Source organism: Paenibacillus sp. FSL W7-1332, assembly GCF_037969785.1.
Classification (GTDB): Bacteria; Bacillota; Bacilli; order Paenibacillales; family Paenibacillaceae; genus Paenibacillus_AQ.
The window spans coordinates 7,443,783-7,464,745 of the sequence record NZ_CP150209.1; the positions used below are offsets into that span (position 1 = coordinate 7,443,783).

General features: G+C 45.9%; 25 protein-coding genes. 6 read left to right on the top strand and 19 right to left on the bottom strand.

The window, feature by feature from the left end; translation table 11 throughout:
* Positions 1-25 precede the first annotated feature (25 nt).
* Positions 26-937 carry a DMT family transporter gene (locus MKX98_RS33720; protein ID WP_194540253.1) on the top strand — a complete coding sequence of 304 codons (912 nt, stop codon included), beginning with the start codon at positions 26-28 and terminating at the stop codon, positions 935-937.
* Positions 938-1,098: 161 nt separating this feature from the next.
* Here MKX98_RS33720 and MKX98_RS33725 read toward each other — a convergent pair whose 3' ends face one another.
* From MKX98_RS33725 to MKX98_RS33770, 10 genes are all read right to left on the bottom strand, one after another.
* Positions 1,099-1,410 carry a hypothetical protein gene (locus MKX98_RS33725; RefSeq protein WP_233354700.1) on the bottom strand — a complete coding sequence of 104 codons (312 nt, stop codon included), beginning with the start codon at positions 1,408-1,410 and terminating at the stop codon, positions 1,099-1,101.
* 153 nt (positions 1,411-1,563) lie between these two features.
* The gene (locus MKX98_RS33730) at positions 1,564-3,120 is read right to left on the bottom strand and encodes a recombinase family protein (protein ID WP_339220750.1); all 1,557 of its coding nucleotides are present in this window, start codon (positions 3,118-3,120) and stop codon (positions 1,564-1,566) included.
* Between the two features lie 308 nt (positions 3,121-3,428).
* Positions 3,429-4,724: a hypothetical protein gene (locus tag MKX98_RS33735; RefSeq protein WP_339220752.1), complete on the bottom strand. Its 1,296-nt coding sequence runs from the start codon at positions 4,722-4,724 to the stop codon at positions 3,429-3,431.
* A gap of 400 nt (positions 4,725-5,124) precedes the next feature.
* Complete coding sequence (locus MKX98_RS33740; RefSeq protein ID WP_157696755.1) at positions 5,125-5,295, bottom strand: IDEAL domain-containing protein; 171 nt, start codon at positions 5,293-5,295, stop codon at positions 5,125-5,127.
* Between the two features lie 29 nt (positions 5,296-5,324).
* Positions 5,325-6,134, bottom strand: coding sequence for a recombinase family protein (locus tag MKX98_RS33745; RefSeq protein ID WP_339220755.1), 810 nt, complete (start codon positions 6,132-6,134; stop codon positions 5,325-5,327).
* Positions 6,135-6,323: 189 nt separating this feature from the next.
* Positions 6,324-6,836: an HGGxSTG domain-containing protein gene (locus tag MKX98_RS33750; RefSeq protein WP_339220757.1), complete on the bottom strand. Its 513-nt coding sequence runs from the start codon at positions 6,834-6,836 to the stop codon at positions 6,324-6,326.
* Between the two features lie 136 nt (positions 6,837-6,972).
* Positions 6,973-7,158, bottom strand: a complete 186-nt coding sequence (locus MKX98_RS33755; RefSeq protein ID WP_339220759.1) for a hypothetical protein — start codon at positions 7,156-7,158, stop codon at positions 6,973-6,975.
* Between the two features lie 123 nt (positions 7,159-7,281).
* Positions 7,282-7,434, bottom strand: coding sequence for a hypothetical protein (locus MKX98_RS33760; RefSeq protein ID WP_281869517.1), 153 nt, complete (start codon positions 7,432-7,434; stop codon positions 7,282-7,284).
* A 4-nt stretch (positions 7,435-7,438) separates the two neighbouring features.
* On the bottom strand, positions 7,439-7,621 hold the full coding sequence (locus MKX98_RS33765; RefSeq protein WP_232773726.1) for a hypothetical protein: 183 nt from the start codon (positions 7,619-7,621) through the stop codon (positions 7,439-7,441).
* A gap of 1 nt (position 7,622) precedes the next feature.
* On the bottom strand, positions 7,623-8,114 hold the full coding sequence (locus MKX98_RS33770; RefSeq protein ID WP_281869518.1) for a hypothetical protein: 492 nt from the start codon (positions 8,112-8,114) through the stop codon (positions 7,623-7,625).
* A gap of 186 nt (positions 8,115-8,300) precedes the next feature.
* Between MKX98_RS33770 and MKX98_RS33775 the strand changes: the two genes are divergently transcribed.
* On the top strand, positions 8,301-9,272 hold the full coding sequence (locus MKX98_RS33775; protein WP_339220762.1) for a BglI family type II restriction endonuclease: 972 nt from the start codon (positions 8,301-8,303) through the stop codon (positions 9,270-9,272).
* A 47-nt stretch (positions 9,273-9,319) separates the two neighbouring features.
* Here MKX98_RS33775 and MKX98_RS33780 read toward each other — a convergent pair whose 3' ends face one another.
* The 4 genes from MKX98_RS33780 to MKX98_RS33795 all read right to left on the bottom strand — a co-directional run bounded on the left by MKX98_RS33780 (position 9,320) and on the right by MKX98_RS33795 (position 13,096).
* Positions 9,320-10,300 carry a site-specific DNA-methyltransferase gene (locus MKX98_RS33780; RefSeq protein WP_281869520.1) on the bottom strand — a complete coding sequence of 327 codons (981 nt, stop codon included), beginning with the start codon at positions 10,298-10,300 and terminating at the stop codon, positions 9,320-9,322.
* A 268-nt stretch (positions 10,301-10,568) separates the two neighbouring features.
* Complete coding sequence (gene rlmH, locus MKX98_RS33785; protein WP_339224655.1) at positions 10,569-11,048, bottom strand: 23S rRNA (pseudouridine(1915)-N(3))-methyltransferase RlmH; 480 nt, start codon at positions 11,046-11,048, stop codon at positions 10,569-10,571.
* A 268-nt stretch (positions 11,049-11,316) separates the two neighbouring features.
* Entirely contained in the window at positions 11,317-12,441 is a 1,125-nt protein-coding gene (locus MKX98_RS33790; protein ID WP_259445571.1) for a cytochrome P450, read from the bottom strand.
* A gap of 76 nt (positions 12,442-12,517) precedes the next feature.
* Complete coding sequence (locus tag MKX98_RS33795; RefSeq protein ID WP_220687065.1) at positions 12,518-13,096, bottom strand: TetR/AcrR family transcriptional regulator; 579 nt, start codon at positions 13,094-13,096, stop codon at positions 12,518-12,520.
* Positions 13,097-13,361: 265 nt separating this feature from the next.
* Here MKX98_RS33795 and MKX98_RS33800 point away from each other — a divergent pair, with 265 nt between their 5' ends.
* The 3 genes from MKX98_RS33800 (at position 13,362) to MKX98_RS33810 (ending at position 14,434) form a co-directional block, all read left to right on the top strand.
* Entirely contained in the window at positions 13,362-13,535 is a 174-nt protein-coding gene (locus MKX98_RS33800) for a DUF3934 family protein (protein WP_220687064.1), read from the top strand.
* Positions 13,536-13,579: 44 nt separating this feature from the next.
* Positions 13,580-14,032: a HEAT repeat domain-containing protein gene (locus MKX98_RS33805; protein ID WP_220687552.1), complete on the top strand. Its 453-nt coding sequence runs from the start codon at positions 13,580-13,582 to the stop codon at positions 14,030-14,032.
* Positions 14,033-14,140: 108 nt separating this feature from the next.
* Complete coding sequence (locus MKX98_RS33810) at positions 14,141-14,434, top strand: hypothetical protein (RefSeq protein ID WP_071219362.1); 294 nt, start codon at positions 14,141-14,143, stop codon at positions 14,432-14,434.
* A gap of 106 nt (positions 14,435-14,540) precedes the next feature.
* Here MKX98_RS33810 and MKX98_RS33815 read toward each other — a convergent pair whose 3' ends face one another.
* From MKX98_RS33815 to MKX98_RS33825, 3 genes are all read right to left on the bottom strand, one after another.
* Complete coding sequence (locus MKX98_RS33815) at positions 14,541-15,575, bottom strand: GTPase (protein ID WP_339220765.1); 1,035 nt, start codon at positions 15,573-15,575, stop codon at positions 14,541-14,543.
* 269 nt (positions 15,576-15,844) lie between these two features.
* Positions 15,845-16,012 carry a CxxH/CxxC protein gene (locus MKX98_RS33820; protein WP_006207301.1) on the bottom strand — a complete coding sequence of 56 codons (168 nt, stop codon included), beginning with the start codon at positions 16,010-16,012 and terminating at the stop codon, positions 15,845-15,847.
* A gap of 415 nt (positions 16,013-16,427) precedes the next feature.
* A complete protein-coding gene (locus MKX98_RS33825) occupies positions 16,428-17,795 on the bottom strand; it encodes a trypsin-like peptidase domain-containing protein (protein WP_220687063.1) in 1,368 nt (455 codons plus the stop codon).
* 1,115 nt (positions 17,796-18,910) lie between these two features.
* Between MKX98_RS33825 and MKX98_RS33830 the strand changes: the two genes are divergently transcribed.
* Complete coding sequence (locus tag MKX98_RS33830; RefSeq protein WP_194540257.1) at positions 18,911-19,174, top strand: alpha/beta-type small acid-soluble spore protein; 264 nt, start codon at positions 18,911-18,913, stop codon at positions 19,172-19,174.
* A gap of 223 nt (positions 19,175-19,397) precedes the next feature.
* On the opposite strand, the gene MKX98_RS33835 is transcribed toward MKX98_RS33830, so the two are convergent.
* A complete protein-coding gene (locus MKX98_RS33835; protein ID WP_071219359.1) occupies positions 19,398-20,201 on the bottom strand; it encodes an MBL fold metallo-hydrolase in 804 nt (267 codons plus the stop codon).
* A 7-nt stretch (positions 20,202-20,208) separates the two neighbouring features.
* Positions 20,209-20,958: a two-component system regulatory protein YycI gene (gene yycI / locus MKX98_RS33840; protein ID WP_071219358.1), complete on the bottom strand. Its 750-nt coding sequence runs from the start codon at positions 20,956-20,958 to the stop codon at positions 20,209-20,211.
* Between the last annotated feature and the right edge of the window lie 5 nt (positions 20,959-20,963).

The following is a 20,963-nucleotide window of genomic DNA, read 5'->3' on the forward strand; positions in this document are numbered from 1 at the left end:
TTTCTGTGAAAGAAGGCGCATCTGCTTGCGAACTTATTTGCTTCTCTTGTTTTGCGCAGCCCTTTACGGGAGCAACTTCGTCTTAGGCTCGCTGCTGCTGGAAGCATTCCCCGCTTTGCATCTGTCGGCATATCGGCTTCTGGTTTCATCGGCGTTCCTGCTTATTTATTTGGTTGCAACTCGTGGCTTGGCGAAGATTACGTTCCGCGACTTCGTTTATTTGGTCCCCTTCGTTCTAATCGGGATGCTGCTTCACCAAGTTTCTTTCTTTACAGGTCTCCGGACAACGGACGCAACCACAGCTTCGCTCATCTTATCGTTAGCTCCAATTTTTACGGCGCTATTTGCCCGCTTATTTTTGAAAGAGCCGTTAACGAAACGCATGGTTGCAGGCTCGATTGTCGCCCTCACCGGTGTCTTCTTCGTGGTTGGAACCGGCGGAAGGATGAGCACAGCCATTACCGAAGGCGTCTGGATCATGTTTATCTGTATGTTGGCATTGTCGGGATCTATGATCCTCATGAAAAAGCTGACGGAACGTATGGATGCGTTTGTCGCAACGGTGTATACCACCGTACTCGGCTGCATCTCGGTATACCCGGTGGCGGTCTGGAGCGAGCCTAACGTACAATTACAGCCTCACTTTTGGTGGTGGGTTCTCTTGGTCGGTTCGGCGCTGCTTATTCAGGGCTTATGCGCCGTAATCTGGAATGCGCAGATTCGCAAGGTAGGGGCGGCTAAAGCCTCCCTGTTTCTGAATTTACAACCGTTTGTCGCCATGATTTTAGGTTATATCACGCTCGGCACCCCGATTTCCTTAACGCAAGTGGCAGGATCTGTTCTCATTATTTCCGGCGTGGTTCTAGCCACTATGCAGGGACAGAGAACAAGGAAAACAGAAGGCGATACACTGAAAATATCTTCTGCCAAGAGGTAAAAAGCCTGCACTGTAATCGAGGCTCACAAGAAAAAGATGGAGGTCTTACGACAAGCCAAAGGGAGCGCTTTATATCATGGCTCCCTTTGGCTTTAGGTTTAGGGCCATCCTTTTGCGGGATGGCCCTTTCTTTGATTCGCTTGATCACGCCTTTTAGGTTCTTACTTAGATTCGATGCGACCTAATGGATTGGCACCCTCCTCCAGATCTTTCCGGGCTGCCAACCAGCTTGAATCGTCGAGATTGAGCGCATCGCGAAGGTAAGACCACGTGAGCTGCTGGAGCAAAGCATCTCGTTCGGGGTTCTCGTCCGTCGTCTCCGCGACGTTGTACCCGGAGATTCCGCCAAGTATATGTTCTGCACCGAAGAGGGTGAGCAGGCTTTTACTGCCCGGGCTCAGGAAGTAGGGGTCTGTGAACCAGTCCGGCCCCTTCCACCAAATAACGGAGGGGGATTTTGCTTCAGCAAGCAACAGTCCCCTCTAGGTACCCCATCGTTCTGTACTCCAAAAGCAAGCAGCTGCCCGTTTATACCGACTTTTCCTCCGAGTAAGATTCATCCCAAACTCATGCCTGGAAAATTGCCCTTCCAAGAACCCGGGTATCTCCGATAAACTTGCCCTTATTTATGATACGGTTCTGCGCTCACAACTTGCTGGTACACTTAAATCATCACCGATCCAAAGGGATATTCTCTCCAGCTTCTTTCTGTCTGTTGAAACATGGACGGACTTAATTACAGAACGAATCAATACTTTCTTTTCTTGATCGTCCGCTACCTCAAATAATGAGTCAAAGTCCTTTAGTATTTCAACAACCATTTGTGAATTGATCTGGCTTCCATAATCTAATCTGGCTAATTTCCGTTCGGTCCTTGCTAGAAGTTCATTTGCTTCGGCTAATTGACTTTGTGCCTTGGTTAAGAGCCGATTATAGTCATCGGAGTTTATCTCTCCGTTCAAATACCTTTCGTCTAACGAATCAATTTTTTTCGTTTGCTTTTCCACCTGTAACTTCAATTCATTGTAACGTATTTCTAATGGTAGCTTGTCCTGTGAAACATCTTCCTCAATCTTATTCAGCACTTCATCAACCAAATCCATGCTGTTTACAGATTCCCTTAACACATGCAAAACCTCTTGTTCAATCCAGTCAGCCCTGATTAAGTTGGAGGAACATTCTGACCTACCTTTTTGGTGGTATGCCTGGCACATATAGTATCTCCGGTAATCGTTCGTCCCTCGAATCTTATTCTTGTGCATTACCATGCCTGCTCCACATTTCGGACACCTAACGACACCAGCCAGAAAGTAATTCCCACTATGAGATTTGATTGCTGTAAAAGAGTTCTTATGCAAATCGTTTATTGCTTGGACTTTCTCCCATAATTCCATTGAAATAATTGCTGGATGCTTACCGTTTCTTTCAGGCATTTCTTCAAGTGTGCCCTTTCTTCGTTTGAGGTTCCAGTCCTCCTTTTTCCCCCAAGTATTCACTCCAACGTACTCTTTATTGTGTAAGATCAATCTAACGGCACAAATACCAAAGTTATTTCCTCTCTTGGTTTTATAACCATACGAATTAAGATTATTCACAATGGTTTTATAGCCCATGCCTTCAGCGCGCATCTCAAATATCCTTCTGACTGTTTCGCTTTCCTGCTCATTAACAACCAATTGTTTGTTGACTATATCGTAGCCTAGTATGGTACCTCCGTTAAAATCACCATTGCTGGCTCTCTTTTTCATTCCTGACTTCACCCTATTGATTGTTACATTCCGCTCATACTCGGCAAATGTCCCCTGCAAACTAATAAACATTTTGCCTTCTATAGTAGAAGAGTCAATGCCGCACGTACTGACTAACAGCCGCATATTCCTTGGTTGCAATTCATTATCTATCAATGTCAAAATGTCCTTGTTGTTTCTTGAAAGCCTATCTAGCCGCCATACAACGATAGCTTGAAACTTATTCTGTGCCATGTCAGAAAAAAGACGTTGAATATCAGGCCGGTTAAAGTCTTTACCCGAATATCCACCATCGCGATAAACATCGAAAACAGTAAGACCAATGGATGTAACATACCGATGAAGTTCTTCTTCTTGTGCTTCTAGTGAGCAGCCTGCGTTTTTCTGTTCTTCAGTACTGACCCTAATATAAATGGCTACCTTGTCGTTCCCCATATTTTACACCTCAGCATTTCTTTTATGAGAAAATAGGTAAGCGCTAAACAATCATGCGCCTACCCATTTTGGAATCATTATTATTTTGATTTCTGATAGGCATACTTTCTGATTAATTCAGCGAGAACTCTAACAACTTCCGTTCTCTTGACATTCTCTGCTGATGGCTTGATTATTTGAGTATCAACTTTAATCATGGTGCCACCTCTCAGCTAAAATGACGATCAAGAATGCAACGTCTAACATGGTACAGCTCTTGCTCAGCCTTTTCCTTATGTTCGTCTAACAAATTAACAACATCCGTCACATCACAGAGCTCTAGATTTACGCCGCCAATCTTTGGATTGAATCTCACTAAATGCCCAATTGCAGCGTCTAACGCTTGAATTCTTTGCTTCAAATACTCTTCCCTCACATAATGTCCTTTGATTTGCTTGTCTTTCATGACATTTGCCTCCCTTAAAATAATTGCTTTCAGGTAGACATATAATAAATCTCTGAGCTTTTTTAAGCTGAAAACAAAAAAAGTTGAAATTTTTTTTATAAGCTCTAACAGACAAAACTGACCTGATACCTTTAGCCCTTTTTCTCAACTCAAATAACCCAGTCGTTTCATGCTGGTTTAATCGTTGTTGTACTCCTGTTTCGTTGCGAAGTATACGATATTTTCCAATGTCTACACAACCTGCGTTTTTGCTGTCGTTTTCTTCTTGCGGTTCATCGTATACTGTATTTGTTACTGCCATTTGTAACTGTCGCTCTTGAACTTGTGGTTTCTGCTGCCCAAGCAATACCCCACATAGTTCTTCTAATAGCGGCTCCCATGCTTCCCTTGCTAACTCGTTGAAATCTATCTGATACGAGTGAGCAAGGGTTTCTTTTACCTTCTTTCGTATATAAGGCGTTACTTCCTCTATGTCTGCCCCGTCTCTTAACCTTCGTGCCTGTTCTGCACGCTTCTTCGGAAGGCTGCTCCAATCTGTAACCATTGCCGCAAAGTAGTGCTTGTTCTGTTCTGGTGGATGATGTAGCAATTCTGCTAATGGTACTCTATGTTCTGGCTTGTAAACGATCTCAATTCGGGTCATTTCGTGGCCAATCACTTTGCCCTGATTCTCTAACAACTCCAACTGCTTGTTATAGGTTTTACAATGACCGTTCGTTTTTCGCTGCCCCTTCTTTCCAAAGTAGCGTGTCCCTTTGTATTCGGTCATTTTTCGCCTGCCATCTTCGGGGATTACCAGCACATGTTCCATTGAAGTCCTCACATCATAGGCCACATCACAGCTAACAAAGCAAATGCTACTGGCGGCACGGCGTAAACTATCCAGCACTTCCTTGAATTGAAAATAATATTCCGGTCTCGTCTCTACCCGCAACCTGTATGACATTCCTTCCCGCTCACTCCAGTTTCTATAAAACACATGTAAATATGCACCGTTTCCCTTCCGTAGATGCAATTGATACCCGTACCCCTCATGATTGAATTTCTGTTTGAACAATTCACCGCTTTTAACAGCCTTGCTCACTAAAGCATAGTAAACGCTTCTCGGCACATCCGTATATTCAACTACGAATTTGTCAATAGATACCTTTGCTTTCATTGCTTGCTGCCCTCCCTTGCTCTTGCGCTTTTTAAGACTTGTGATTGTATTTTTTAAGACTTAATAGACTAATTAATAATTATCGGGTCTTACCTGTTTTCAGGGCTTTAAACGTAAAAAAACACTTGTCGCCCAATACAGGCAAAACAAGTGTTCTAAGAGTCAAAAGTTGGTTGCAAGTTTATCAAGTAGTAGTCAATTCTGACTAAAGCATTTTTAATCCATTTGGTGAGATTATTATGACACCCTGCCAAACAGGAGTCAATAGTCTTATAGAGGCTGACAACGAGAATCCACGCTCTCACCATTTGCTATCCTGCTGCGGTGTAATTTACGGTAATACCCACTGAAAACGTCATCTCGCCCGGTTCTCGTTGGTCTCTGACTTGTTCTTGCTATGCTAGTCGAGTACGCCTAATTCACGGCGTGCTTGGATTTCCAGTTCACGCAACCACTTTTGCTTTTTGACTAGTTCCTCAAACCATTCCTTGTCCTTCAAAGCTAAAGCCATGTCAATCATTTCGTCATAGTCCTCTGAACACATCATCATTGCTTCTTGAAATTTGCTCATTTGTCTAACCTCCCATTGTTAATCGACGATTAGCTAACCTTCCTTGCCTTGTTCCACAACTGGCGACTAATGATACGGGGGAAAACATCTTTCTGTCTGATGCCGTTTCTTTCTTTTTGCCCATTGTAGGTATTGAACCCTGTATACGTCTCATTGTTCAGAATGTTTTGCACCTGTACAACAGTCCAGTCTTTCCCTGTTTTGGTGCGGATGCCTGCTCGGTTCAATTGGCAAGCAATTTTGTATGGATTATTCCCCTCTACATAGAGTTGAAATATGTTCTTTACCGTTTGTGCTTGTTGCTCGTTTATGATTATCATACCATTTTGTACTTGATACCCATAGGCAGGTGCACCACCAGCATATTTATTCCCTTTGGCGGTGGCAATCCTTCCGCCTTTTGTCCGTTCGTTAATGGTCTTCCGTTCAAATTCTGAAAAAGAGCCTATCATTTGCAGAAACATCATTCCTGATGGTGTGGATGTATCAAAATTTTCCGACACGCTTATGAATGCTATCCTTTTTGGTTCAAGTTCATCCTCTATCAATAATATCAAATTCCTTAACCTTCTGTGTATACGGTCTGCCTTCACTACGACGATTCCTGTCACTTCGTTTTCAGCCTGCTGAACGTACTGCATCATGTCTCTGTATCCTTCACGTTCGGTCGTACTTCCACTTTCTCCTTCGTCTTTAAAGATTCCTGCCAATTCCCAGCCTTGACTGATACAGTACGCTTCAATCTTTTTCACTTGCTCCGCTATCGAAGTATTCTCTATCTGACTATCTGATGAAATTCGAGCGTAGCCAACCACTCTCTTCATTTTCACGTTACCCACGTCGAGTGCCTCCTTTTTTTGTAAACACTATACGACCTAGATTAAGGAAATTACAATTCCTTTTATCCTTCCTGCCGTTCTTTTACCGTGATCGTGGTAAAACAAATTTATTTTGAATTTTGCCATCCTACTGCTTCAATCACAAAAAAGGGAACGAACAAGCTTCATCACCTGTTTGTCCCCCCTCTGTTAGCGTTCATATTCCTTCCTTGCATGATCTTTCCTTGCACGCTCAAGTATTTCATTCAGCCGATCTAAAGACCCATCATTTTTACTTTTGTTTATTTCTAACAACCTGCTACTCTCTCTTACAAGGCTCACCAAGTTCACTTCAATTCTCGTAATCCCTTCCTCAATGACTCGGATGACAGCAGGGTTCGGCTTTTTCTTCTGTTGCTCTTGATTTATCCGGTTCATCATGCGCCGTATGCGTATCTCTGATAACTTAAACCTATTCTCAACTTGTGTTGTCGGGTCTGTTGATACCTGAGCGAACAGCTCCTGCTCTTCTTCCGTCAATGTATCTAGCCATATCGTTTCATACAGTCCATGCTTCAAGGCATTTTTGTTCCCTTTCAGTTTGTTAGGGTTTTTCGGTCCAGTGGATTTTCCTCCATGAAACCTGCAACGCCCATTTGCTAGAGCAGCTTTCTTACAAGGTTCGCCGCTTCTCGTTCTAGCTCCACACAGCTTTTTCTCCATCCTTTCACCGCCTAACCGTATATCATGGGGTTCGTTTCCTTTGCCCCGGGGGGATGAATCCACTTCCAGCCGTGCATAACCTCATGCTATATTTTCAAGTCTTGTTTCAACACTGTTGACATCTAACGACATTATTTCAGTTCCTCGTAGCCGCTTCTTGCTGTGCCTTTACTTTCCTGAATGTTTCAAACTCTTCACGCAGTCCTGCTGCATTGATGTAATCTATATAGTCGTCTAGCAGGTATGCGTTCAGTAACATCATGTCATTTGCTGCGCGTAGTTCTTCCCATAAGAACCTTTCGTACTCTGTCATTTCATCCATCTTTGTTATGCCCTCCTGTAACCATGTAGTTTGGTTTATATCGTGTTTCAGTGTTCGGGGGCTAGAATATACGGTGCAAGTTATATGCAACGCATCTTTGCCCCCGTCTCGTTAGTGCTCGTATTATTGTGTCTTTTCCTTTGCCTTACGTTCCCAATATTTACTTCTGTATTCCTTTTCCCTCTGTTTGTTTTCTGGCTTCTGACGCCATTTCCGCATGTATTCCCTGTCATATTGGCGACGAGCTTCTAATGCTTCAAGGCTGCTATGTTCCATATGCCTAAACCTCCACAATTTCAATTACTCCGTCATCCTCGTCTACAATTTCAATAAGTTCGCTGTCGGCATTTACGGAAAACACTCCGTGTTCAGTAAACATCTCCAGCCGCTTTCCTGTCCCCTTATACCGTTTCAGGAACGATTTCACGTCATTTTCATACTTTTTAGGTATACGGTTATTCATCTTAGTTCGCCTCCAATTCTGCCAACTTCGCCATCTCATAGGCTAAAAGCTGTTCTGTTTCCTGTACTCGTGCTTCTGCTCGCTGAACCATCGCCGCCGCTTCTTCCCTTGCTTCTTCCAGCTCTTTCTGCTGACGGGTTAATACAGCTTGATTGTGCTGTACAGTTCCCCTCAGTGCGGATGCTTCCCACTGTAAATCTTCAATGTAACGAAGCGCTTCCAGCCTTGGGTGTCCGTCCTTTTGGTCGGCTAGCAGTTCAAATTGTTCAGCCTGATCTAAGAGCTGTCGCATTTCAGCCCCTACTTGTGAATCCGTTCGCCCCGACCGTTTCAACTCTGCCGCTCGCTCCCGCAAGTCCTTAGCCTGCTGGCAATAGTCCCGAATCTCATCCATAAGGTTTTCATAGTCTGCTTGTGCCTGGGCAATCGAACGCACCGTTTCTTCTGTCACTTCGTCTACTACTTTCTTCACTACTTGTTCACGTTTTGCCATGATCTGTTCATCTCCTTAATGTTTTCTGCATGCAAAAAAAGGCTTACTCCGTCTTTAACAAGTGGGAGAAGCCTTCTAAGTGTTTGGTCAAGTTTATATATTCAAGTGGTTAAGTGTGCGGTACTACTTACTGTTTACAGTTTACGACCTACGTAATAAAAAGTAAACCCGATCTTCTATGATAATATGCCTAAACAATACATGCCCTTTCCCGAATTTTCCCAAAGTGATAAAATCAATTTAATACAATATTTCATCACTGGAGGAGCTACTTTGTTTAATCAATATAGAGAACAAATGTATAATACGTATAACACAGCACGTAATCATTTTATAAATAACCCCTCTGAATTAATTGAGATTGAAAAATTTATATTCGAAAGTGTATGCGATTCGGTAAGAAACAATATTGACGAGATTGTTGCTGATTATAATGAGGCGAGCTTTCTTCACCCATTTTGGGGAGACTACCCGCCCGAAAATCGTGGTAGAAGTCCAATAGGAGATCAAATACCTTGGTTAGAGGTAGGAGAACATGTCGTTGGTCACAAGATTGGTAGGTTTCTTAGGGACTCCTTCTTAATTCGAGAGGTTGGCATGCCCACCGGACCGGATGACAGATATGCAATGCAAAGTGCAAGTATTGCCTCAAAAAATTCAATTACAAATGCTGCCATGCTGTTTTTGGACACTAAATCGGTTGGTCCACGCGATGATAAAGATGAAGTCGTTGTCTCTCCGAATCAAGTTTCTGGCGACGGGGTATGGGTTGACCCTAAACTGAACGTAGTTAATACTAAAATGATCGCTAAGAAGTCAGCTAGCCATGATTTCTATCCTGCCGCTCCACCTTTGTTTATTTTTAGCAATAATGTAATTGCTCCTGTGGTTCATATTTACATAAAGCCCATATATAAAATGCTCCATTTAGATAACCCTTTGTTGCGAGGACAACCATTAGCAAAGATTCGCATCACTTGTGTCCCTAATGGACTACTATTAACTAAAAATCCGAATTATTTGCTTACCTACCCAGGTCTACTTTATCCCGGGAAAGATGATAAATCAAAAGATCCTCGTAAACTTCGGTGCCGTGTTGATCTGCGCTTGTTAAAATCGTTTGCTCCATGGAGATACTCAGAGATTATCATTCCATAATAAAAGGCAAACCAACTTACCATTATCAGAAGTTGGTTTGCCCTTTTTTAGAATTCAAATTGTTGTTGATTTAATTGCATTAAAGCTATTTCGATATTTTTATTAGCAAGTTCAACGTACTTTTGCTCTTTATCAATCCCAATGTAATTTCTATTTGTTTCCAGAGCCGCAACTGCAGTAGTTCCGCTGCCCATGAAACAATCTAACACTATATCATTCTTCTCTGTGAGAAGTTTGATTAGACGTTTAGGGAGTTCTACTGGAAATTTCGCTACATGATCATCATTCTTTCTAACAGAAGGAATGTACCACACACCCCTACTCCCCCAAGTTGACCATTCTTCTTTATTTAATCTGTTCCTATCAATCACTGTTTCTCCTGGTTTCCAAAAAAAGTACAAGTGTTCAAATTCCGAAACAGACCTATAGGAACTTGAATGCCACTGTGAATTAGCCCAAGCTGGATCTTTTACCCATACTCTTCTGTCATATAAATAAAGGCCTGCTTCATATGCCATTGATTCAATCATACCGCCGACTAATTTTACCCTTGTCTGAGCAGAATATTTTCCGCCTCGAATGTTATTTCCATTTAAACGTCTATCAATAGTCTGCTCACTGCAATTTAAAAGAGCAGCCAATTGACGCCGATTAAAACCGGGATTCTCCTTCAATGCCTCTAGTACCTGTTCCCTTGTAACCGGAGAACGATGCTTAGAAGTATTCGGCGCTTGTATTCTTGGCATACTTGGATCAGGGAAAGCTAAGATATCGTCAATATTAATAACAAGAAAAGCCCCTGGCTTTAGGATACTGTAATGATGTCTAATTACTTCTCTCAATAATTGAACCCATTCATCATAGCTCTGGTTAGCTTCATACTCTTTACCAACATGATACGGAGGTGACCATACACTCAAGGCAATCGAGTTAGGCTCAATCTCCTGTAAAAGCAAAGAAGAATCGCCACAATAGATATGGTTAGTAGCCAAATGAGTTTTTTCAATCTTGTCAACTTTTGTTTTCATAAACCTTACCTTTCTGCAGAACTGCAATAATTTAATAATATCATCACCTTAACATTCGTGAAACCCGCTAATAATGGTTATTAAGATTATACGAGAACAAACGTTCCATAACAACTATAACGCACCCTCTAGTACCAACTACATACCTTTTATCTAAACAACGATACCACCCCTTATCTAGGAGTGGTATTTACCTTGCTTTCCTTTACTTTTGAAATGTAATCCCTGTCGAGTACAATTTCTTTCCTAATGGAGATCGTGTGTACCATCACTTGTGGTACGGTTCCCCCCGGTTAATCTTCACCGCCCGGTAAATCTGCTCCACCAACACCAGCCGCATCAGTTGGTGCGGCAGGGTCATCCGCCCGAAGCTGAGCTTCGTCTGGGCGCGCTTCAGGACGTCCTCGGAGAGGCCGTTAGAGCCGCCGATGACAAAAGCCACGTTGCTGGTCCCGTACGTGCCCAGCTTGTCCATATGGGCCGCCAGGTCCTCGCTGGACCACAGCTGGCCGCCGATCGCCAGGGCGATGACATGGGTGTCTGGCTTGATATGGCTGAGAATGCCCACACCCTCCTTCTCCTGCACTTGGCGCATTTCCGCTTCGCTCATGTTCTCTGGCGCTTTCTCATCCGGCACCTCGTGCACGGACAGGCGCACGTAAGGCGCAAGACGCTTACTGTATTCGGCAATGCCCTGCACCAGGTACTTCTCCTTCAACTTTCCTACGCATATGATCTGTATATTCATGGCGTATTTTCGCTCCTTAAACTCTGCTGTTATGTCGTTCATTCTAACATTGTACCGCCACCAATTAAAGGACATACACAGACCCCGACCCGCCTTCCTACAGCAAGCTCCCACATTTCCTTTTCAATACAAAATCAATCCAGCAGAGCATTAGAGTTTTGAGAATCGCCAACTCATTTACTTCTAAGCTTGCTCGACCGAGTTTGACCAACTTACATCGATTATTGAAAAAAGCCACTCTCCCTAAGAGTGGCTCTTCTCTTCCTATCTATTTTAAAATGATCGGCAGCTCTTTCAGCGCGAACATCATCGTGCTATCCATCCGTGCCAGTTCTACCGAGCGATCACGACGAAATTCGGGATAACGGTCCAGCAAAGTCTGAAGGGCAATCCGGGACTCCATACGGGCCAGCTGGGAGCCCATACAGTAATGAATGCCGCTTCCCAAGCCCAGATGCGGGTTCGGGTTGCGGTGGATGTTGAATACATCCGGCTGATCGAACACATCCTCGTCATGGTTGGCCGAGGCCATCCAGATATAAACGTACTGCCCTTGCTTCAGCTCCTGCCCCCGCAGCACCGTGTCCTGCTTCACGCTGCGGAACATCACTTGAACAGGCGAGAAGTAACGGAAAACTTCTTCGATTGCCCCTGGAAGCAGTGCTGAGTCTCCAAGCACCTCTGCACGGACCTCAGGCAGACTGTCGAAGGCTAGCGCGGCCGATGAGATCAGATTGGTTGTCGTTTCATTACCCGCTACGAGGAGGAGAATACAGAACCCGATAATCTCCAGTTCGGTTAGGTGTTCATTGTCGATACGCGCCTCCACCAGCTTCGTGATTAGATCCTCCTGCGGATGGCGACGGCGGTCCTCGGCGATCTCCGAGAAGTATTCGCTCATCTCCCGCTGACACTGATAATAAGCCTCCCCATTGTCACCCACCAGCGCGTCCGACCAGGCCTTGAACCGTTCCCGATCTTCCATCGATACGCCGAGCATCTCCGCGATCACCGTGATCGGCAGCGGGCTTGCGAGATCGGCCACGATATCCATCTTCCCCTTCTTCTCCGCTTCGTCCAGCAGGGATGACGTAATCTCCTGAATCTTGGGGGCAAGCGATTCGATCATGCGAGGCGTAAAAGCATGGGATACCAGCTTACGCAGCTGACGGTGCTTCGGAGGGTCCTGCCGAAGAACACTGGATTCAATGGGATCATCGGAAGAAGAGCCCCCTTGGGAAGAGAACACTTCGTAATTCGTAAAGACGGCTTTGACATCCTCGTATTTAAAAACATTCCAGGCCCCATGACCATCCATTGTCGTTACCGGAGATTCCGTTCTCATCTGGCGGAACCATTCCAGCGGGAGTAAACCGTTCTTATTCCATTCCATGCTTAACACCTTCGCTTTCCATCGCAAAATTTGAACTGACTGGTCAGTTATAAATAATTAAAAAAGAAGGCCTTGCTTATTCAAGCGATATAAACAGGCCTTGGGTAATCATCGTAAAGGCAAACCGCTCCAGATCCTCTCGCGAATACCGATCTTGATGATTCAGGTAATAATTGCAGGTACTCTCCAGCGTACCGACAATGCTGGCAGCGGCCAAGTCGGGATCAAAGGCACGGCACAAGTTCTCCTCACACTGACCTTCCTCAATCATCCTTGCGAGAAAGTTTAAATAATTCCTTTTTAGCTCCTTTAACTCATCCAGGACATCCTGCTCGATGCCGTTCGAGATCTCATTAAACACGATGTGCGAGAAATGGCGGGATTCGAGAAACAGATCCAGATGATGGCGAATGGTGCGCTCCATCTTCTCCTTCATCGGCAGGGAGGAATTCAGATCTGCCTCCGTCCGCTGCATGATATCTTCGAAGCCCTGTTTCACCACCGTCTTGAAGAGCTGGGATTTACCCGGGAAGTTATAGTACAGAGTCCCTTTCGCGACCTGTGCGCGGGCGGCAATCTCGTCCATGCTTGCGCGGTGATATCCGTTCTCGGAGAATACTTCAATGGCTGCTTGAATAATTTTATCTTTGCTCACAATTGGATCGGCCCTTTCACATCTATATTTCAGTTCATCGTACATGTTCTGACTGGTCAGTTCAAAAATAAGATACCACGCTGGGAATAATTAGTCAACCGAGGGACATGCCTATACCATTACCGGAATTCTTGCTCATATATTTCGATTCTTATGCTGATTTCCGTGGTATCCTATACATATGGCCCAATACAGTGTATATTTCAACAGTGCTGGTAAACAATCAGCATATAGGGACAAGAATATACCGTAACGGAGTGATTGATTGAGTAAATCCAAGGGCAAGGGCGGAACAGGCAGAGGCACGGGCAAGAAGGGCTGGAGCCGCTGGGATGCAAGTGCGAGAAGAGCGAAGAGTAAACCCAAACCTTATACCAGTAAAGGGGCCAAGCAGGCAGACGGTACATCGGATGCCGAGAATCATAAAGGTACCCCATAATGAACATATGGTACAGATCGACCTGATACATCATATTGAAGGAGATGAACGGATTGGACAATCAAGAATTGATAACGGATATGCCCGAGAATTATGAGGAGCTCAAAAGCTCCGCCAACCGGAACGCCAATTGGAGAGAACGGTTAGATGCGGTGGAAGCGTTGGGAAATTGGAAAAATCAGAAATCCATTGATATTTTGCTGCATAGACTGAATACGGATGCGGTTTATCAGGTGCGAGAGGCAGCCTATCGTAAACTCCTGGCCTTTGGTGAGGACGTGCAGATGCCGGAAAGACCCAAAGGCGAGCTGATGAAGGACGTTTCAAAGGTGCTGCTGCGCATCAAAAAAAGCCTTCCTCGTGACCACACGTATGAAGACTTCAAAGAGAAATTAAAAAAGATGAGGGTCGACATCTACGATACGTACGAAGGTGACAAAGGCGCTGACTTTGATCACTGGCTGGAACAAACCTGGTCTTCATTATTAAGACGATAACAGCGCGTCAAGCCTTCCGGAGCTGACTATGTATATGAGAAATCCGGTTATGTTATACTGAACACAAATATTAGTTATAGGAGTGGTACTCTGAGAAAGCAAAAGCCCATGTCGTTTGATGATCTGTTGAAGGAATTACAAGGCCAAAAATCGGTACAGGAGGATCCGGATAACATCTCTCTGGAAAAGCTGTTCAATGAATCGTTTATGCGTAAACATTCATCCCACAGCAGTTTTGGGGATTTTGTCGTAAAAGGTAACTTCCAAGTGGAAACGCACGAAGATATCGATAACATTCCGGATGAACTGTTTGACCGTCATGTTTCAAGAGAAACCGATTTCCCGGATTGGAAATCGATGCTGGAGCAGGCAAAAGCCGATTACGCGGCTGCCATTAAGTAAATCATGATAAAGTCGCTGCAATAACGCAGCTATGATCAGGGGCCCAAAGGCCCCTTTTTCTATTCCATCCGCCATCCGTGCTGGCATATGACATGACTCCCTACGCTCACTCGGACTTGGATTCCGATTCCGTCTCCGCCTTATCCCTAAACTTCTTATAGAGCTTCGTAATATTCGCCGTATTGATCTCGATGTTGTGCTCGTAAGCATATTTCACTGCATATCCCAGCGCCAAGGTGGTGGCACCCGCCACCGTCGCTCCGGCGACCGATCCCGCTCCCGGGAACACCTTCACGATCTGCCGGAAAATGCTCTTGCCGATATTGCCGAATATCGTAGCGATGACCAGTTCCTTTGCCGTCTCCTTGCTGATCGGCCTATTGTACAACACCGCAAGTCTGGTAAGCAGGCTCACCTGAATGCCGGTAATCGGAATAATATCCGATCCCGGAATAGGTGATGCGCCTACCGCTCCTGCCGAGATCGAGGCTCCGATAATCCATCCATTGGCAGTCGCCGACTTTTCCTTGATGCTTTTGGCAAAGAGAATGTCTTTAGACTTTTTTTTAAGCATCTCCAGAATGCTGCTCCGCAGCTGGTCGATATTCTCACCCGTCCGCGAGGATACCGGCGCAACCTCATAGCGCCCCCCGGTCTCCTTCTTGATCCGCGCCACCAGACGGTCGATTTCATCTGCGGCATCAATTTTATTCAGCACGATCAAGATGTTCGTGTTCACGGCCTGAATCATCTCGAAGGACTTCTTCTCCGCCTCGGAGAAGACAGTACCCGCAGCGTTCAGGAAGAATAGAACGATATCCGCTTGTTTATAGTATTTCAAGGTTATCTCCGAGTTCGCGGTGTTCACATCATTCAACCCGGGTGTATCCATGAAGTAAATATGCTCCTTGTACTTATGCGGTTTAATTTCCGTCGTTTCTCCAGGCTCTGCCCCGACGCCAGCAACCTCTTCACCCACGATCCGGTTCATGGTGGAGGACTTGCCTGTGTTCACATCACCAATCAGAACGATGAGAATTTCCTGCTTCAACTGACGGTTGATTTCATCCATTTCCTTCTCATAGGCCGCATCAGCTGCCCGGCTGATCTCGTCTTCCCATGATCTACTGTAGTCACCCATTACTGATCGTCTCCATTCACGATAGGTTATCGCGCCTCGTTGTAATCTATACATCCATCATACACTATGAAGGTCTGTACAACGAAGCCGGTTGCTCATTCCAGAGACAATGATCGGAATGTTTGGCCGTACTTATTATTTACCTCTTCGCCCATTCCATGAAAAGGCTGTTGATGAACGAAGCCGCGACTCAAGAAAGTCTAAACAAAAAAAGCGTGAAATCATCACGCTTTCTCATTCGCATTATTTATTTAATTAACATGTTCACGTTACACAACTAAAAACTCAGCATGCTTCTCGCACTCCGCGCACTTCACCGGTGGGTCCCAGTCCGAAAACTCGGTCTCCTTCAGATCAACAATATCCGGGGCATCCTCATATTCATCCACGAAATTTTCGATCGCTAGTTCCACATGTTCCTTGCATACGACGTACATTCTATGCATCCTTTCTATCTTTCGCCTCATGTTGTGTTTATCTTCAAACCAGTATAGCCACTCTTCTGTTCTACCACACTCTACGAGAAAAAGAAATGTTTTTAACCCATTTGCTCACCCCGGCCGGTTTTCTATCCATAAAAGCTTCCTGTCTATCCATGGATTTCACATCAAAAGTCCTTATGACCCACCATCATTTCTATGCGGACAGCAAAAAAAGAGCGTAGTCCACGCTCTTCTTCGCGGCCGTTTCACGGCTCTTATCTAACCTTTTTCAAATCTCTCTATATTGGATACTATTCAACGCTAACCATTATATATACCCATGAAATGCTGCACGAAACAATGGACAAGCACGTTCACTCTAAAAAATCCGCAGTGATTCAGCCAACCACGTCAGCCGATCCAGCCTGCCTTATTCTCCAGGCTTTTCTTCCAGCTTCACCTTCAGCGACTGCAGCTTGCCGTCACGATAGAAGGTCACGTCCATGTCTTTGCCTACCTTCGTGTTATAGTAAAGGTGCTTGCGCAGCTCCAGCGTCGTCGTAATCGGCTTGCCATCCAGCTTGACAATCACGTCATTCAGCTGCAGACCCGCATCCAGCGCAGGTCCAAGCGCATCCAGCACGACCACGCCTTCGGTTACCGTCTTCGGCAGCTTGAGGTCCTCTTTCTCTTTCTTGCTCAGCGGAGCATACGGATTACCTAGATCTACGGTATATACGCCGAGATAAGGGCGTGCAATATGCCCCTTCAGCATCAGCTCGGTTACAATCTCCGTAATTTCATTGACCGGAATCGCAAACCCAAGCCCTTCTACGCCGGTGTCCGCGATTTTCATCGTGTTGATGCCGATAACTTTACCGTTCAAATCCACTAGAGCGCCCCCGCTATTCCCCTCGTTAATGGCGGCGTCGGTCTGAATGACCTCCTGCTCCCAATCATAGATGCCATCCTGGTTCAGGGATACCGGTATTACGCGGTTCGTGTAGCTGACAATCCCGGATGTGAGCGTGTCGCCCAGGCCCAGCGGGTTACCGATGGCGATGACGGTTTCGCCGAGGCGAAGCTTGGAGGAATCCCCAAACTCTGCAACCTCTCCGATGCCCTTACTATCAATCGACAGAACGGCAATATCACTAACTTTGTCTGTGCCGACCAAGGTCGCCTTCTTCTTCTCGCCGCCTACCAGCACAACTTCTAGGGAAACGGCACCATCAACGACATGGTTATTCGTAATCACAAAGGCTTTGCCCTCGAGTTTCTTAAAGATAACGCCAGAGCCCAAGGTGTCTTCCTGTGAGCCGCCGAAATCATTTCCAAAATCAAAATCCTCACCGAAGTCGAATCCCTCCGGAAGCTCAAAATCCCCTTCTTCCTCTGGCAGGGTACCGAAATCCTCTTCCAACCCTTCTCCCTCAAGGCCTTCCTCTTCTGGCATCGCGGTCTCTTTATGTGTCAGCACACTGACAACAACCGGTCGCACCTTCTGAGCAACGCTAACAATCCGTTCATAGGGATCCCCATCGGACTTGGACAGCTGATGGCTGCCATTAATCAAGGTAACCGGTGAAGAGGTCGCAGGATGGCCTGTTATGAAGCTAAACAGCATCACCGCAATCAGAGCACTGCACACAGAACTGATCGCGGAAATCTGGAATGTGGATAAACCCTTTTTACGGCGGGTCGTCCGCCACTTCGTTCGCTCAGGTCGGTCCTCGCTGGTATTTTTGCTCCGTCTGGAAATTTTAGTTGAATAGAAATCATCGTCAAATAATCCCATTGCGATCCCTCTCTCCCCTTGGTTGCTACGCGTCAAGATACTTTAAGCTTCAGACCCTCCGCCATTACCGACTGACCTATGAAATCATCTTGTCGTCATAACAACCTGCCCTGTACCCAGTGTATCTAGCTTCCTATGAAATCGGCAGCGTGCCACCTGTTATATATCTCTCTACTGTAAAGACTATTCAGCGGCCCAAAAAGTTGCATTTTTGAGCATTCTAATTAAACTTTTATCGAAAATTCGCTCTACCACGAATATTTCAATCCATTGCCTGAAATTTGGTCCCATAAAAGGTATGTATTCCCACCCGACAGTTCAAAAAAAACCCTGTATTCTTCTATTACCACAAACAGGGCGACTTAAGCGCGAAACATCTGTTTTTTCTAAAAAAAGATGGGAAAACTTGGGCCATCCGTATTTTAAAATACAAAATGCCTAGTGCCTTGTTCGATGCAAGTGCTTAACAGAAGCATTCAGACCTTCTAATGTCCCTATTGTACCACACGAACAGAGGTTCACGTCAGCTTTATTTGATAAAAACAAATGCCAAATTGAAGGCCATTTTAAGGGTCGGTACAATGACAGATTCTTCTATCCATAACAACGAATAACCCGGATGAACATATTAACCTTGTATACGTAACAGACGACCAAACGGTTCCATTATGAAGGGATTTTCTTCAATGGTCCAACTTCTTCTCTTCCGGCATATCTGCTATCCCTAACCGCCTGCTACCCTCGTTCGCGCATTCCCCCTTAACATACTACCGGACAATTGTGTAAAGAAAATGGCAAAACCGTCGGTCTTTCATGACGAAGTCGATCCCGTTTGAACCGCAACGTTTAAGGGATCTCCGGCAACCCACACATCATTCCTATTTGGATTCCCCGCAACTTATTCTTCCTACACCATCCATTGAAAAAATACTTCCAGCCTCCTTGCGATTCGCTCCTACAGACAAGATCGGCCTATCCCGTCTCGACTACTCGAATGCCTCGGTTCCATTCTCTTCAACTCTCCCTCATATTGAACTGGTTAGGTTATCCATTCATCTGTCGGTGCCCCGCAGGGAATGTTACGAAGGGGAAACCATTGCAAGGAGGGTTATGGGATGGCAAGAAGATCAAGACGGCGCCGGAGTCCCGAAATGCAGCAGTTCATGACCGACGTCATGCGGAACGAAGGCTATCAAGTGGATCCGCAGAGACAGCAGGACGTCAAATATGAGGTGGCCAAGTCACTCGGCGTCCCCCTTAAACCGGGCGACAACAGAGACCTGACCACCGAGCAGGCCGGTAAAGTCGGCGGTGCGATTGGCGGTTCCATGGTTCGGGAGATGGTGCGCATGGCACAAGAGAGTCTCAGCAAGCGTTAGAACGAGCCTCGTCTCTCGGAACTCAGTATCCCTTAAACAGCAAAACAGCCTCACGTCATAGTTCCCTATGATCGTGGGGCTGTTTTAGTTATGCCTATATATTGATAACTAATATAAAATTGCTCAAGAAGGAATACTTCATTGGTAAAAATGTCGTTATCTAAACTCCCTGTGCGTACGGTGTATGTCCGGGGCATGCCTTGGATGGCTGTCGACCCTATGTCTATTCGCCGACCTTATCCCAAGGGGTCGGGCGGTCATAATACGTATCACACAATTTAAACTCGCTATCCTTGAAGAAGCAGCCGCGGTCCTCCATCGTATCGCGGACGGTCATTCTCGCCAGCTCCATCATGTTGTGATCCAGGCTGAGATGGGCCAGATACGTTCGTTTGGTATCCCCCGTCAGCAGCTCGCTTAAGGCATCGCCTGCCGAATTATTCGACAAATGTCCCATATCGCCGAGAATCCGACGTTTGGTATTCCACGGATAGCGTCCCATCCGAAGCATCTCGATATCGTGATTGGCTTCCAGCACCAGGACATCCGATCCATCCAGCGCTTTCTTCACCTTATCGCTGACATAACCGAGGTCCGTCGCGACGCCCAGCTTCTCGTCGCCGTCATAGAAGCAATAACCGACCGGTGCCGCAGCGTCATGGGATATTTCAAAAGGCTCCACCCGCAGTGTGCCAAAATCCTTGACCTCATGACTCTCCAGCACAATCCGGTTCTCTTCCGCAATTTTGCCCAGCGACTTGCTCATCGCTTCCCATGTTTTCTCATTCGCGTAGATCGGCAGATTGTATTTGCGCGCCACCGCGCCAAGCCCCCGGATATGATCCGAATGCTCATGCGTGACCAGGATCCCGTCGATTTCTTCCCCCATCATTTCGCGTTCCTTCAACAACTCATCGATCCGCCGTGCACTTAAGCCCGCATCAATCAACAGTGTCGTATCCTCATTGCGGACAATGGTCGCATTGCCCGTTGAGCCGCTCGACAGCACGGAAAATGAAATCCCCATAGTCTTGTTACTCCTTTGTCGTATCGCTTTTTGGCGTCAGCACGTCCCCGCTGATGCCTTGTACATAGATCATCTCGCCATGATCCAATGTAAACCGCCAGGTTGGCGCTGCTAACTGATCCTCCGTATTAAACAACTGTCCATAATAGCCCAGCTGAATGTCCCTTACCGCCGAATCAGGCGGGATGAAGTTACGTTCAATGAGCGTTTCCAAAGCCTTGGATGCGGGCAGAACCTTTTGTTCCTCCATATCGTCGGTTGGCATAATCTCAAACACCGGCTCCCGGTACGCATGGATCTTCTGGGATTCGTAAATGAACTCCAGCTCCACATTGAACAGCGGCCATTCCTTCTGCACTAGCGGCCGGAAGACGATGATATTCTCTTTATCCGACTGCGGATCGTGGCGATAATTCCCGAGATCCTTGATCTTGCCCTCCAGCGCATTCCGCAATTCCTTCTCATCGGCATAAATCAGCTCCGTGTCAATGGGCTGCTCCAGCCCTACCGGCCCTCCCTGCGCTTCCGCGCTGTAGATATAATTAATCTTGGGAAGCTGCGGCGTTTCCGTCGGAATCGGACTCAGCAATTGAATCCTATTCTCCTCAATCACCTGCTGCGTGCTCTCGGAAAGCGAGGTGAAATCCAGATTGGAGCCGACCTGCTCGCGGTAATCCATCCAGAGCTGATAGCCCAGCACCAGATTCAGCAGCAAAAACGCGTAAATCAATACATTTTTGGCACGGCCCCAATCCATGATGT